The sequence below is a fragment of the Pseudomonas umsongensis genome (assembly GCF_012647205.1).
GTDB classification, from domain to species: Bacteria; Pseudomonadota; Gammaproteobacteria; order Pseudomonadales; family Pseudomonadaceae; genus Aquipseudomonas; species Aquipseudomonas umsongensis.
The window spans coordinates 1427206-1440164 of record NZ_CP051487.1; the positions used below are offsets into that span (position 1 = coordinate 1427206).

Below are 12959 nucleotides of genomic sequence, written 5' to 3' on the forward strand. Positions count from 1 at the left end.
TTTTTGTGGGTGATGATCTCAGGAAGAACGAGATCCAGTGTGGGAGCGGGCTTGCTCGCTCCCACAGGGTTTTGTGTCAGGCGTTGGTTTTGGTGCCTAGCCCATCCGCCCGGAACATCCCGCGAATCCCGCGTACGGCCTGACGAATCCGGTCCTGGTTTTCGATCAGCGCGAAGCGCACGTGATCGTCACCATACTCACCAAAGCCCACACCCGGCGAGACGCAGACCTTGGCCTCGGCCAGCAGTTTCTTGGCGAACTCCAGCGAGCCCAGGTGCGCGTACGCGTCGGGAATCTTGGCCCAGACGTACATCGACGCTTTCGGGTTTTCCACCATCCAGCCCAATTCATGCAAGCCTTTGACCAGCACGTTACGGCGCTGCCGATACTGTTCGGCGATATCGCGCACACATTGCTGATCGCCTTCAAGCGCCGCAATGGCCGCCACTTGCAGCGGGGTGAAGGTGCCGTAGTCGTGGTAGCTCTTGATCCGCGCCAGGGCGTTGACCAGTTCCGGGTTGCCGACCATGAAACCGATACGCCAGCCCGCCATGTTGTAGCTCTTGGACAGAGTGAAGAATTCGACGGCGATATCCTTTGCGCCGGGCACCTGCATGATCGACGGGGCTTTCCAGCCGTCGTAGACGATGTCGGCGTAGGCCAGGTCATGCACCACCAGCACGTCGTACTGCTTGGCGAGAGCGATCACCCGTTCGAAAAAATCCAGCTCCACGCACTGGGCGGTGGGGTTGGACGGGAAACCAAGGATCATCATCTTCGGTTTCGGGATCGAACCGCGAATGGCTCGTTCCAGTTCAGCGAAGAAATCCACGCCCGGCACCAGCGGCACTGAACGCACCTGGGCGCCGGCAATAACGGCACCGTAGATGTGGATCGGGTAGCTCGGGTTGGGTACCAGCACGGTGTCGCCCTGGTCGAGGGTGGCCAACATCAAGTGTGCCAGGCCTTCCTTGGAACCGATGGTGACAATGGCCTCGCTTTCCGGGTCGATGTCGACCTCGTAGCGCTCCTTGTACCAATTGGAAATGGCTCGGCGCAGGCGCGGAATACCCTTGGACGTGGAGTAGCCATGGGTGTCTGCGCGCTGGGCGACAGTGACCAGTTTTTCGACGATGTGTGGCGGGGTTGCGCCATCGGGGTTGCCCATGCTCAAGTCGATGATGTCTTCGCCACGACGACGGGCGGCCATCTTCAGCTCGGCAGTGATGTTGAAAACGTAAGGGGGGAGTCGATCGATGCGCGCAAAGCGGCGCGGCGAACCTTGTTCGGCCATTGTTGCCTCGGATAACGTAAGCGCCCGGAACCGTCCGAGCGACGCTGGCCACTGCGGTGGCCTGTGGCGGAATGTACGATCAGCTATGGCAGGCTGTCCAGCCTCAACGTAAACAAATTTTTCCGAAGGAAAGGGTCTGATGGAATTTACCAGTGGCTTTTTGTTGAGCCTGTCGCTGTGCCTTGACATCGGCGTGGCCAATATCGCCATGATCACGTTGGCGATGCAGCGCGGCTATTTCCAAGGCTTCGCCCTGGGCTTGGGCACCTGCGTCGGTGACCTGATCTACGCCGTGCTGGCACTGGCCGGCATGACGGTTTTGCTGCAATACGAAACCGTGCGCTGGGTGCTGTGGATCGGCGGTTCGGCGCTGCTGGTGTACTTCGCGGCGAAGATGATTTACTCGGCGATCCACCATGAGGCGCTGCTGGCCGAAACCGCCGAGGTGGGACATAACTCCCATCGCAAAGAGTTTTTCCGTGGGATTTTTCTCGCCATGTCGTCGCCGAGCGCGATTCTCTGGTTCGCCGCGGTGGGTGGCACGTTGATCGCCCGTTCCGGTGGCGGCGGTACGCTCAGCTCCGCGCTCTTTCTTGGCGGGTTTCTCTGCGCTGGCTTGCTGTGGTCCGCCGGCCTATGTTTCGCAGCGAGCCACGGCGGCAAGATGCTCGGCGACAAGCTGCTGCGTTATTCCTACCTGGCATCGGCGGCGATCTTCTGCTATTTCGCGGTGTACGTGATTCTATCGGGTTACAACGAATTTGTTGGCGCAGGTGCCGTCGAGCAGTTGCACGCCCTGTAAGTGGGCGAATCGGGTTTGGCTTCTATACTCCCAGCCGAACCCACTTTTTACCTTCCAGGAGTCGAGTCATGGAAGAACAAACAAACGTCGAAGTGACGGAACCCCGCTTCGAACATGGACACTTCCTGCTGATCGCAGGGCTTGGCGGACACTTCACCCAGCAAACCGTAAAAGACATTCCCGAACTCTGGGAAAAATTCATTCCTCATATTGGCAATGTTCCAGGGCAAAAGGGCGAAGTGACCTACGGCGTCTGCTGCAATTTCGATGGCAAGGGCGGCTTTGATTACATCGCTGGCGTCGAGATCAGCAAGCTCGACGATTTACCGGACACCTACCGCTGGGTCGAGGTCCAGCCTCAGCAGTATCTGGTGTTCGAACACAAGGGGGCGCTGGCGTCCTTGGCGCAAACTTTCCAGTACATCCATGGCACGTGGTTGCCGCAGTCCGGGCACGAACTGTTGAATGCCCCGGAGTTCGAGCGCTATAGCGAAGACTTCAACCCCAGGCTGAAGACCGGGAAGCTGGAACTCTGGCTGCCGCTCAAGGCGTGACCAGTGCATCGGGAGGCGGATCAGCCGATTCGTCTCTCGATGTCGCGCCGAGGCTGAATTATCATTCCCGGTCTTTCCCCGCCGATTCCGAGCTGCCATGAACACCGTCATCCGCCACGTCACGCCCGCTGATCTGGACCGTTGCTTCGCCATCGAAACCGTTGCCTACGAAGGTGACGAAGCCGCCACCCGAGAGAAAATCGCCACCCGCATCGCCACCTGGCCCGAGGGTTTCATCGTCGCCGAAGTGGACGGCGTTGTAGCCGGTTTCATCAATTCCGGAGCGGCGTTCCAGGTGGAAATGTCCGACGAAGCGTTCAAGGAACTGATCGGCCACGACCCGGCGGGCCCACACGTGGTGATCATGTCGGTGGTTGTGCACCCGGATTACCAGGGGCAGGGCCTGGCGAAGCGCTTGATGGGCGAGTTCATCGAACGTATGCGTGCGATGGGCAAGGTCAGCATCAACCTGATGTGCAAGGAACGACATATTCCTTTGTATGCGGGCTTTGGTTTTGCCTACATCAAGCCATCGGCGTCCGACCATGGCGGCATGGCGTGGCATGAGATGGTGCTGAATCTCTAAACCCGACGCAGAATCCTTGTAGGAGCGAGCCTGCTCGCGAAAAACCAGAGGGCACCGCGGGGCGTCAGGTTTCCCGCGTCATCGTTGACCTCCATCGCGAGCATGCTCGCTCCTACAGGGGGGCGTGTGTGCCAGTCAGAACACCAGGCCCATCCGCCGCTCATAGCCGATCCGCCCCTTGTATGCCTCGCCACTGTCGACAAATCCATACTTGGCATACAACGCAATCGCAGACTCATTGTCCGCGTCCACCGACAATTCCAGCCCCCTGATTTCCGGCCACGCCATGCGTGCCACCTCGGGTAGCGCTTGCAGGCAAGCCTTGCCGTAACCTTTGCCTTGAACGCGCTGATCGACTTGCAAGGCGTGCAGTGTGGCGCTGTGTTCGTTGGCCCAGGCGGGCAATACCGGTGGGCGTTTGAGCAGCAGGAAGGCCACGGGCACCGCATCGGCCAGCAGGGCAAATCCCTTGACGCCGGGGCCGGGCTTGGACAACAGGGTGTGCAACGCACCGTGAATGTCGCCTGAAAACCTGGTTTGTTCCGGATGCACTTCGATGGCCTCGACTTGCTGGCGCTGCAGCGCATTCAGGCTTTCGTAAGGCACGAGTCGGGCTGTCACTGGAGTGTCCTTTTTCCAACAGGAATGAGTCTTGGATTCTAGCGAGTTTGCGTTCATGGATTTTTTTTATTTCGACTGTCGATCAGGCGGATCGCCAGTCGACTAAGGGTGTCTTCACTCTAAAAACCACGGAGAACCACCATGAGCGATACCCACGAAATCCAGACCCTGATCGCCACCTACCGTGAAGCGGTCATCTCGAAGGACGTCGAGAAAATCATGGCCCTGTACGCCGACGACATCGTCTCCTACGACGCCGTCAAGGCCCTGCAATTTCGCGGCAAGGCCGCCTATCGCGCGCATTGGCTGGAGTGCATGGAAATGTGCCAGGGCCAGCACACATTCGACTTCGACCACATGAACATCGTGGCCGATGAGCACATCGCCTTCGCCCATTGGCTGGCCCATTGCGGCGGCACTAACGAACAGGGTGAAACCCAGGCCTGCTGGATGCGCGTGACCGCCTGCTATCGGCGCGAAGCCGGGCAATGGCGCATCGTCCATGAACACTGGTCGGCCCCGTTCGACATGACGAGCGGCACGACCTTGTTCAATCTGGAGCCCTGATCATCGGGAAACCGCACGAAACTGCCAATCTGCAGCCATAGTTATCCGTTCAATCAGGAGAGTGCGATGAAGTATTTATGCCTGGTCTACAGCGAAGAGCACTTGCTGCATTCGCTGCCCGAGAGCCCCAAGGACGAGGAGTGCCTGGCCTATGCCGAGGCTATCCAGGGCAGCGGCCGGATGATCGCCGCCGAGGCCCTGGAATCGGTGCAGACCGCCACCACGGTGCGCATGCGCAACGGCAAGATGTCGATCACCGACGGCCCGTTCGCCGAAACCAAGGAGCAGTTGGCCGGCTTTTACCTGATCGATGCCAAGGACCTCAACGAAGCCCTCCAGATTGCCGGGAACATCCCGGCGGCGAGGGTTGGCAGTGTCGAAGTGCGCCCCGTCCGACAGTTGAATCCTTAAGATGCCGGCCCTGTCGGTACAGGCCAGGGTCGAGCAGGTTTATCGCCAGGAGTCGCGACGCATTCTTGCGACCCTGATTCGCCTGCTCGGCGATTTCGACCTGGCCGAAGAGGCGTTGCATGAGGCGTTTTTCGTAGCGGTCGAACGCTGGCAGCAGGACGGTGTGCCGGACAATCCGCGAGCCTGGCTGGTCTCCACCGGGCGCTTCAAGGCCATCGATGTGCTGCGCCGGCGCGCACGTTTTGCCGCGTCCCGACCGCTGCTGGTCGCGCAGCTGGAGGCGCTGGAGCAGGCCGACTGGAGTGACGAAGACGTGGAAGACGATCGCCTGCGCCTGATCTTCACCTGTTGCCACCCGGCATTGGCGCCTGACGCGCAGGTGCCGTTGACGCTGCGCGAAGTCTGCGACCTGACCACGGAAGAAATCGCCCGGGCTTTTCTATCGGCGCCGGCCACCATCGCCCAGCGCATCGTGCGCGCCAAGGCGAAAATCCGTGATGCGAAAATCCCCTATCAGGTGCCCTCCCTTGCGGAACTGCCCGAGCGCCTCGACAGCGTGCTGCGGGTGATTTACCTGGTGTTCAACGAAGGCTATTCGGCGTCCGTCGGCGCGCAAGTGACCCGCGAAGACTTGACCCGTGAAGCGATCCGCCTGGGGCGTTTGTTGATGGAGTTGCTGCCGGAACCGGAGGTCATGGGCTTGCTGGCCCTGATGTTGTTACACGAGTCTCGGCGCCTGGCCAGGACCTGCGCGGACGGCGACCTGATTTTGCTGGACGACCAGGACCGCGCGCTGTGGGACGCGCAAATGATTACCGAAGGCTGTGCACTGGTGGAGCGGGCATTGGGCTCCAGACGATTTGGTCCGTATTGCCTGCAAGCGGCGATTGCGGCGGTGCACGCCGAAGCGCCGTCGATCGAGGAAACCGACTGGGCGCAGATCGTCGGGCTGTATGAGGTGTTGCTGCGGGCGTGGCCGTCTCCGGTGATCGAATTGAACCGGGCGGCGGCAATCTCCAGGCGCGATGGACCGTTGGCAGGGCTAACGCTGGTCGAGGGGATTCTGGGCCGTGGTGAGCTGCTCGATTACCACTTGGCGCATTCGGCGCGGGCGGAGTTCTGTCGACAGTTGGGCAGGGTGGAGCAGGCGCGGGCGGCCTATGAGCGGGCGCTGGAGTTGACGCAGCAAGCACCGGAGCGGCGGTTTATTGAGGCTCGATTGCGGTCGTTGGAGTGATGTGATTTTTGCTGGCCTCTTCGCGAGCAGGCTCGCTCCCACAGGGAATGACGTGCACCACAAACCCCTTGTGGGAGCGGGCTTGCCCGCGAAGAGGCCAGTAGCGACACCCCTATTCCAGCATCTTGCCCAGCAACCAACTCCCAGCCGGCCCCGGCGGATGCAAGCGTGACCACAGCGCATCCACCGACACCGTTTTTGGCCAGCCACGCACCTGCAGCTCTTGCAAGGTTCCCGGGCCGAAGCGCGCCACCAGCCAGCGTGGCAGCGGTGCCCAGCCAAAACCACCCTGGGCCATTTCCAGCAGCATCAAATAACTCGGCGCCGACCAGACGCGCCCTTTTGCACGGCTCTCATACGGATTGACGATGGTCGCCAGGCGCAGTTCGCGATGCTGTTGCAGTACGTCCTGGTCGATGTGTTCCAGCGTCGCCAGAGGATGTTGGGGTGACACGAACAGGGCGATTTCCGTTTGTTCGTCCACTGTCGAATTGACCAGGTCCGGTGGATAACTGTCCTGCATTTCGGCGAAGGCTATCTGCGCCCGGCCACTCTGCACCAAGGCCACCAGATCGTCGCATTCGGCGATCAGGCATTCGAGCTCCAGGTCCGGATAACGCTGTTCGAACGCACTGAGCGAGGCTTCGAAGCGGTCGGATTGATAAGTGTCCGAGAGCGCCACGGTCAGCTTCGCCTCGACGCCTTGGGACAGTTGGCTGGCAGTCATTTCCAGGCGGCTGGTGGCGGCCAGGATCTCTTCGGCCCGTTGCAGCATCACGTGCCCGGCGGGGGTTAGGCTGGGCTTTCGGCTGCTGCGGTCGAACAGCGTCAGGTTCAGATCGATTTCCAGGCTGGCGACGGCGGCGCTGATGGTCGACTGACTGCGGCCCAGCTTGCGCGCTGCCGCGGAAAACGAGCCTTGGGTCGCCGCCTGGACGAACGCCTGCAACACTTCCTGGGACGCCATGAACTATTGCCTTGATCGATGGTTATTGGTTATGAAGTATCGGTCTGAAGCTGGATGATGGCAATCGTCGTCACTCAAGGAGTCAGGCCATGAGCGCCAATAAATCCATTACCGAACGTATTTTCCAGGCCATTGGTTTCGAACTGCTGGCGATCCTGATTTGTACACCTTTGCTGGCATGGATCATGGACAAACCCATGGTGGAAATGGGCGTCGTCACCGTCGTCATTGCCGTATTGGCCCTGGCCTGGAACGTGGTCTTCAACGGCCTGTTCGACCGCGTGCTCAAGCGTTTCGCCATTGCGCACAACGCCTGGGTCCGCGTGGTGCACGCGCTGTTGTTCGAAGGCGGCCTGGTCGCCCTCGGCGTACCGTTGATTGCGTGGTGGCTGAATGTCAGCCTGTGGCAAGCGTTCCTGCTGGATATCGGCGTGCTGCTGTTTTTCCTGCCGTACACCTACGTTTACCACTGGGTGTATGACGTGGTGCGCGAGCGGGTGCTGATGCGCGAATCCTGTAACGCATGACTTTTTGTAGGAGCGAGCACGCTCGCGATGGACTCGAGAACGCCGTGGGGTGTCAGGCTCCCCGCGGTATCATTGACGACCATCGCGAGCACGCTCGTTCCTACAGGTAAAATGCTAGAACATCTGGGTGAACAGCCAATACAGACTGCCCGACAACACAATCGCCGCCGGCAAGGTCAACACCCAGGCCATCAGCAGATTGCGGATGGTCTTCATCTGCAAGCCTGCGCCATTGGCAACCATGGTCCCGGCCACCCCCGAAGACAGCACATGGGTGGTCGAGACCGGCAAGCCGAACATGTCGGCAGCACCGATGGTCAGCATGGCCACGGTCTCCGCCGAGGCACCTTGCGCGTACGTCAGGTGGGTGTTGCCGATTTTCTCGCCCACGGTCACCACGATACGCTTCCAGCCGACCATGGTGCCCAGGCCCAGCGCTATCGCCACGGCGATCTTTACCCACAACGGGATGAAGCGCGTGGCGTTGTCAATTTGCTGCTTGAACAGCTGCAGTTTGCCGGTGGTGTCGGCGTCGAAGTTACCGACCTTGTTCTTGTCCATCAGGCGAATGGTTTCGCTGGTCAGGTACATGTCGTTGCGCACGTTGCCCATGGCCTCGGCGGGCACTTTGGACAGCGAACCATACCCCTTCACTTCGTTGCCGATGTTGCCGGCCAGCGCCGCGAGGGCGGGGATCAGTTGCGGCGTGACATCTTTGCTGCGCACGTAATCGGAGAGGATCGCTCGCGGGTCGGCCGGAGCCGGCAACGGCGCACTCTTGACCAGCGCCTGTTGGGTCACTTCAGCGACCGCGGCGAACTGCAACGCCTGATCTGCGGGCATGGTGCGGTTCAGCGCATACGCCATCGGCAAGGTCCCGACCAGGATCAGCATGATCAGCCCCATGCCTTTCTGGCCGTCGTTGGAGCCGTGGGCGAAGGACACGCCGGTGCAGGTCAGGATCAACATGCCGCGAATCCACCACGGTGGCGGTGTATTGCCCTTGGGCGCCTTGTACAGCGCGCGATTCTTGACGAAAACCCTCAAGGCCAACAGCAGCAGTGCGGCGCAGCCGAAGCCGACCAGTGGCGAGAGCAGCAGGGCGTAGCCGACCTTGGTCGCCTGCGCCCAGTCCACACCGCTGGTGCCGTCACGCCCGTGCATCAGGGCATTGGCCATGCCGACTCCGATGATCGAGCCGATCAGGGTGTGCGACGACGATGCTGGCAAGCCCAGCCACCAAGTACCGAGGTTCCACAGGATCGCGGCGATCAGCAGGGCGAAGATCATGGCGAATCCGGCCGAGGAGCCGACTTGCAGGATAAGCTCCACCGGTAACAACGCGATGATGCCGAACGCCACCGCGCCACTGGACAGCAGCACTCCGAGGAAGTTGAAGAACCCGGACCAGACCACCGCGAAATTCGGTGGCAGCGAGTGCGTATAGATCACCGTGGCGACAGCGTTGGCGGTGTCGTGGAAACCGTTGACGAACTCGAAGCCCAAGGCAATCAGCAAGGCCACGCCCAGCAGGAGGAATGGCGTCCAGGTGGTCACCACCGTGCCGAGTTCATTCACGTCGCGCATCAGGCTGTACGCGGTGAACAGCAGTCCGATACTCAGTACTGCAAAAAACACCACCAGGGTGAATACACCGGGTTTCTTGTCGAAATGTGGATGGGCGCTACGGGCGGGCGCCGGGGCGGCAATAAAGGAGGGGCTGGCCATGCCGGACATTCCTGGGAAGGGTAGGAGTGTCGCCCATGATCGTTGCGAAGTTTTACCGGAGAACTGCGCTGGATCAGGGTTTGGTTTTTTTGCGGCGACCACCCGTCGAAAGATCGCTCGCGTCTACAAATCCTGACGCTTGCGAAACGCCCAACGTCCTGCAATCAGGGTAAAGGTCGCAACCAGCGCCACCAGAATCCAGAACCCCTCCGGGTCCTGTGAGAGCGGCACCCCACCAACGTTCATGCCGAAGAAACCGGCAATGATGTTGATCGGCAGAGCCAGCACCGTCACCACCGTGAGGGTGAACAGGGTGCGGTTACTCTGTTCGTTGAGGTTGGCGGCGATTTCCTCCTGCAGCAGCTTGATCCGTTCGCCCAGTGCCGTGAGGTCGTTGATGATCAGCGCAAACTCCTCGGTGGACTTGCGCAACTCCTTGACGTCTTCCTTCTGCAACCAGGGGGGCGGGCGATTGAGCAGGCGCAGCAACGAGCCGGGCTCCAGCGCAAGCAGGCGTTGCAGACGCACCAGCACCCGACGATTGGCCCCCAGTTCCGCACGGTTGGTCGACAGGCGCGAGGACAGCAGCTCATCTTCGACCTGATCCACGCTCAGGCTGGTCTTGCGCACGATCTGGGTCAGAATTTCCCCCTGGTCACGCAGCAGATGCACCAGTAACTCCAGCGGCGAGCGGAAGCATTCGCCAGCCTTAACCGACGAACGAAGCTTGTCCACCGAATGCAGCGGTTGCAGGCGTGCGCTGATGAGCAGTCGACTGCGGGCGCAGACCCACAGGGTCGAGACATCCGAGGACGTCATGCTGCTGAGGTTGAACACCACGTCGTTGACCACCGCCAGCAATGCCGAATCCACATGTTCGATGCGCGTCGACCGTGAGCCCTCATGCAGGGCCTCGAAAAACTCGTCGGGCAGTTCCAGATGGCTCTTCATCCAGCGTTCGCACGCGGCATGGGCGAGGTTCAGGTGCAGCCAGAGAAATTGCTCGGTGTCTTGCGGATGTTGCAGGTACTGCAAGGCCCTGGCCGAATCGATTTCCTGGCCGCGCTCACCGGGACGAAAGCTGAAACCGTAAAGCAGGCCGAACAGATCCGGATCGCGATGACTGTGATCGATGCTGTGGTTCATGAGGGCTCGCATGGGGGGCGCCTGTCGCGTGTTTTACAGGTTCACGTGAGCCGCATCATCGCAAGGCTGGATGACGAATTTGTGACCGTGGCCGGATCGGTCACTCAAACGCAAAAAAGCCGCACGAGGGGGAAATCGTGCGGCTTTTTTGTGGTGTGCATCAGTCGTCTTTTTTGTTCTTCAGGACTTCGCCGGTGGCGGCATTCAGGTCCACGTCCCATTCAACTTTGTTGGCATCGAGCAACTCGACTTCGTACTCATAGCCGTTGAAGTGGTTGTCCAGCTCGCTGTCAGTAATCGTGGCACCCGGGTGCAGCTTCATTACGATCTGGTTCAGCTCTTCCAGCGGCTTGATCTTGCCATCCTTGACCAACTGAGGGATCTGGTCGTCGGGCACGTCTTTGGCCTGGGCCAGGCCGGCGGTGAAGGTCAGGGCGGCAGTGGTGAACAGTGCGGTCAGGGTTCTCATGAGGTTCATTCCTTGGTTGAGCCGTTTAAGTGGGATCAGATTAATTGTGGCAACTTAATTCACGCTTAAATTCCCTTGAACCGAATGATCAATACCCATTATTGCGCAGCACCTGCGCCACACTTGCCGTCGCCGGGCGCTTGTAGAACTTGAGCAATTCGCTGGCGCGGTTGGTGAAAATACCGTCGACCCCGGCATCCATGACTTTCTGGAAGTCCGCCGCCTCATCAATGGTGTAGACATGCACCAGCAGGCCCTGATCGTGGGTGTACTGGTTCATCCACGGCTGCACCAGGTCGGCGTAGCTCTGATCGCCCCCGTGGGTCAGTGCAGCGGACGGGCCTGTGCCGATCGCACCCTGAGACTTGGCGTAGTCGACCCAACGCTGGAATTCGGCTTGGTCTTTCGGTTGCTGTTTAGCGTAGTAAGCGGCCTTATCCTTTTCGCCGGACTCGGCAAAGCTCACTGTCGATTTTGGCTCGATGCTGCCTTCGCCGACCCACAACAACAGGATCTTCGGCACCTGCGGCATTTCCTTTTGCAACAGTTCGAGGCTGCTCTTCTCGAAGGTTTGCAGCACCACCTTGCCTTTGCCCTGGCCAACGCCCAGTGCGCTTTTGGCCAGCTTCGACCCCGCGGGGCTCAGCCAGCCGCGATCCTGGAGTTTTTCCTTGAGATCGTGTTCGATGCCGGGAAACTGCTTTGGCTCCTTGGTTTCGATATACAGGCCAGGCTTGTGCAGTGGATTGCCTTGGGCGATGTCGATGATTTCATCGAGGGTGAGGATTTTCAGGCCGGCAAACGCAGGCTGCGCGCGATCTGGATAGGCCGTGTTGAACCAACTGCCGGCGTCCAGGGTTTTCAGCTCGGCCATGGTGAAGGCGTTGGCCGGGCTGTCCTTGCGTTCGGGGAACTTGCTGGCGACGTCGGTGGTGCGTTGCAGATTATTGTCATGCAGGGCGAACAGCACGCCATCCTTGCTGCGCTGCAGGTCCAGTTCCAGATAATCGACGCCCAGGTCGCGGGCCAATTTATAGGCGGCAGCGGTGGATTCCGGTGCATCGAAAGACGCGCCACGGTGGGCAATCACCGCCGGGTGTGGAATGCCCGCGCGGGTCGCCAATGCAGCGGGGCCGGGTTCGCTGGCGGCCTGGGCTTGACCCAGCAATAGCAGCAAGCTCAGGAGCAGGGCGCTTTGGGTGGAGGTGGCCGGCATGGTCGAGATCCTTTCGCGATAGGTTTCAAAGAGGTCTCTTTTAACAAGTGAACCGGACAAGCGCTATCGTCAGACCGACATAAATCTGTTCAAAGCAGATGTTTACTGCGCTTTTGTGCACTGTCGCTGCTTTTGCTTTTCTTGCCCCCTCACACCTTGAGGCTGTCACAGGTTGACAGAGCGCTAGCTGAAGTTGCCGTAGGGGCCGATCACGTTTTTGGTTCATCCTTGCGCACCAGATGCTGATGCAATTCTGTGGTCAGGTTCTCGATGCGTTCGCTGAGGGTTTTGGTCATTTGCGTGAGGCGGGTGTTTTGCTCAAGCAGTTCCATCAGTTGTGCGGTGTTTTTCGCCGCTTCCGCCTGTCGTTCACTGTTGGCGATCGCCAGCGCTTCGCGGTGCTGCGCATCGGCATCGGATTGGGCTTTGTCCCGTGCGGCCTGGCGGGTCTGGGCCAACAGAATCAAAGGGGCGGCATAGGCCGCTTGCAGGCTGAAAGCCAGGTTAAGCAGGATGAACGGGTAGGCGTCGAAGTGGGTGAAGCCAAATAGATTCAGGCACATCCAGATCACCACGATCAGTGTTTGCGCACCCAGAAAAGTCGGTGTGCCGAAGAACCGCGCAAAGGCTTCGGCACGCAGGGCGAACTTGTCATTGCCAAAGGTTGGCGCCAGATGGGCATGTGCGCGATGGAACCGCAGGTGATCGACGGGGGCGGGGGCTTCGTTGCTCGAGGAGGTCATGATGCTCTCTGCAGGGCGCTAGGACTGAGATTCACTATAGCCTCAGCGCGAGTTTCATTCTGAAACACATACCCCCGTAAAAAACGCCGCG

15 protein-coding genes are annotated in these 12959 nt (G+C 60.0%); 7 read left to right on the forward strand and 8 right to left on the reverse strand.

Annotated elements, in window-relative coordinates; all coding sequences use genetic code 11:
• Positions 1–76: 76 nt before the first annotated feature.
• Positions 77–1294 carry an alanine transaminase gene (alaC, locus tag HGP31_RS06365; RefSeq protein ID WP_020797073.1) on the reverse strand — a complete coding sequence of 406 codons (1218 nt, stop codon included), beginning with the start codon at positions 1292–1294 and terminating at the stop codon, positions 77–79.
• Positions 1295–1433: 139 nt separating this feature from the next.
• Here alaC and HGP31_RS06370 point away from each other — a divergent pair, with 139 nt between their 5' ends.
• The 3 genes from HGP31_RS06370 (at position 1434) to HGP31_RS06380 (ending at position 3236) form a co-directional block, all read left to right on the forward strand.
• Positions 1434–2096: a LysE family translocator gene (locus HGP31_RS06370; protein WP_168757331.1), complete on the forward strand. Its 663-nt coding sequence runs from the start codon at positions 1434–1436 to the stop codon at positions 2094–2096.
• A gap of 68 nt (positions 2097–2164) precedes the next feature.
• Positions 2165–2650 (forward strand): GyrI-like domain-containing protein, encoded by a 486-nt coding sequence (locus tag HGP31_RS06375; protein ID WP_168757332.1) that lies wholly within the window; start codon positions 2165–2167, stop codon positions 2648–2650.
• Between the two features lie 97 nt (positions 2651–2747).
• On the forward strand, positions 2748–3236 hold the full coding sequence (locus HGP31_RS06380; RefSeq protein WP_020797070.1) for a GNAT family N-acetyltransferase: 489 nt from the start codon (positions 2748–2750) through the stop codon (positions 3234–3236).
• Between the two features lie 135 nt (positions 3237–3371).
• Here the strand turns inward: HGP31_RS06380 and HGP31_RS06385 are convergent, their stop codons facing one another.
• The gene (locus HGP31_RS06385; protein WP_083348340.1) at positions 3372–3857 is read right to left on the reverse strand and encodes a GNAT family N-acetyltransferase; all 486 of its coding nucleotides are present in this window, start codon (positions 3855–3857) and stop codon (positions 3372–3374) included.
• Between the two features lie 141 nt (positions 3858–3998).
• On the opposite strand from HGP31_RS06385, the gene HGP31_RS06390 reads away from it, so the two are divergent.
• The 3 genes from HGP31_RS06390 to HGP31_RS06400 all read left to right on the forward strand — a co-directional run bounded on the left by HGP31_RS06390 (position 3999) and on the right by HGP31_RS06400 (position 6072).
• Positions 3999–4424 (forward strand): YybH family protein, encoded by a 426-nt coding sequence (locus HGP31_RS06390; RefSeq protein ID WP_083348341.1) that lies wholly within the window; start codon positions 3999–4001, stop codon positions 4422–4424.
• 66 nt (positions 4425–4490) lie between these two features.
• A complete protein-coding gene (locus tag HGP31_RS06395) occupies positions 4491–4835 on the forward strand; it encodes a YciI family protein (RefSeq protein ID WP_151140662.1) in 345 nt (114 codons plus the stop codon).
• A 1-nt stretch (position 4836) separates the two neighbouring features.
• Entirely contained in the window at positions 4837–6072 is a 1236-nt protein-coding gene (locus HGP31_RS06400) for an RNA polymerase sigma factor (protein WP_168757333.1), read from the forward strand.
• A 112-nt stretch (positions 6073–6184) separates the two neighbouring features.
• On the opposite strand, the gene HGP31_RS06405 is transcribed toward HGP31_RS06400, so the two are convergent.
• A complete protein-coding gene (locus HGP31_RS06405) occupies positions 6185–7039 on the reverse strand; it encodes a LysR family transcriptional regulator (protein ID WP_168757334.1) in 855 nt (284 codons plus the stop codon).
• 89 nt (positions 7040–7128) lie between these two features.
• Between HGP31_RS06405 and HGP31_RS06410 the strand changes: the two genes are divergently transcribed.
• Positions 7129–7566 (forward strand): multidrug/biocide efflux PACE transporter, encoded by a 438-nt coding sequence (locus tag HGP31_RS06410; protein ID WP_020797064.1) that lies wholly within the window; start codon positions 7129–7131, stop codon positions 7564–7566.
• 114 nt (positions 7567–7680) lie between these two features.
• On the opposite strand, the gene HGP31_RS06415 is transcribed toward HGP31_RS06410, so the two are convergent.
• The 5 genes from HGP31_RS06415 to HGP31_RS06435 form a co-directional block, all read right to left on the reverse strand.
• A complete protein-coding gene (locus HGP31_RS06415) occupies positions 7681–9294 on the reverse strand; it encodes an inorganic phosphate transporter (protein WP_168757335.1) in 1614 nt (537 codons plus the stop codon).
• Positions 9295–9417: 123 nt separating this feature from the next.
• Positions 9418–10440 (reverse strand): transporter, encoded by a 1023-nt coding sequence (locus tag HGP31_RS06420; RefSeq protein WP_033043412.1) that lies wholly within the window; start codon positions 10438–10440, stop codon positions 9418–9420.
• A gap of 160 nt (positions 10441–10600) precedes the next feature.
• A complete protein-coding gene (locus HGP31_RS06425; protein ID WP_168757336.1) occupies positions 10601–10909 on the reverse strand; it encodes a PepSY domain-containing protein in 309 nt (102 codons plus the stop codon).
• Positions 10910–10997: 88 nt separating this feature from the next.
• The gene (locus HGP31_RS06430) at positions 10998–12125 is read right to left on the reverse strand and encodes a glycerophosphodiester phosphodiesterase (protein WP_033043407.1); all 1128 of its coding nucleotides are present in this window, start codon (positions 12123–12125) and stop codon (positions 10998–11000) included.
• Positions 12126–12334: 209 nt separating this feature from the next.
• Positions 12335–12868 carry a DUF1003 domain-containing protein gene (locus HGP31_RS06435; RefSeq protein ID WP_020797059.1) on the reverse strand — a complete coding sequence of 178 codons (534 nt, stop codon included), beginning with the start codon at positions 12866–12868 and terminating at the stop codon, positions 12335–12337.
• Positions 12869–12959: the final 91 nt, after the last annotated feature.

Coding starts and splice junctions, on each gene's coding strand:
- alaC (WP_020797073.1), bottom strand. CDS start 1,294: ATGGCCGAACAAGGTTCGCCGCGCCGCTTTGCGCGCATCGATCGACTC.
- HGP31_RS06370 (WP_168757331.1), top strand. CDS start 1,434: ATGGAATTTACCAGTGGCTTTTTGTTGAGCCTGTCGCTGTGCCTTGAC.
- HGP31_RS06375 (WP_168757332.1), top strand. CDS start 2,165: ATGGAAGAACAAACAAACGTCGAAGTGACGGAACCCCGCTTCGAACAT.
- HGP31_RS06380 (WP_020797070.1), top strand. CDS start 2,748: ATGAACACCGTCATCCGCCACGTCACGCCCGCTGATCTGGACCGTTGC.
- HGP31_RS06390 (WP_083348341.1), top strand. CDS start 3,999: ATGAGCGATACCCACGAAATCCAGACCCTGATCGCCACCTACCGTGAA.
- HGP31_RS06395 (WP_151140662.1), top strand. CDS start 4,491: ATGAAGTATTTATGCCTGGTCTACAGCGAAGAGCACTTGCTGCATTCG.
- HGP31_RS06400 (WP_168757333.1), top strand. CDS start 4,837: ATGCCGGCCCTGTCGGTACAGGCCAGGGTCGAGCAGGTTTATCGCCAG.
- HGP31_RS06405 (WP_168757334.1), bottom strand. CDS start 7,039: ATGGCGTCCCAGGAAGTGTTGCAGGCGTTCGTCCAGGCGGCGACCCAA.
- HGP31_RS06410 (WP_020797064.1), top strand. CDS start 7,129: ATGAGCGCCAATAAATCCATTACCGAACGTATTTTCCAGGCCATTGGT.
- HGP31_RS06415 (WP_168757335.1), bottom strand. CDS start 9,294: ATGGCCAGCCCCTCCTTTATTGCCGCCCCGGCGCCCGCCCGTAGCGCC.
- HGP31_RS06420 (WP_033043412.1), bottom strand. CDS start 10,440: ATGAACCACAGCATCGATCACAGTCATCGCGATCCGGATCTGTTCGGC.
- HGP31_RS06425 (WP_168757336.1), bottom strand. CDS start 10,909: ATGAGAACCCTGACCGCACTGTTCACCACTGCCGCCCTGACCTTCACC.
- HGP31_RS06430 (WP_033043407.1), bottom strand. CDS start 12,125: ATGCCGGCCACCTCCACCCAAAGCGCCCTGCTCCTGAGCTTGCTGCTA.
- HGP31_RS06435 (WP_020797059.1), bottom strand. CDS start 12,868: ATGACCTCCTCGAGCAACGAAGCCCCCGCCCCCGTCGATCACCTGCGG.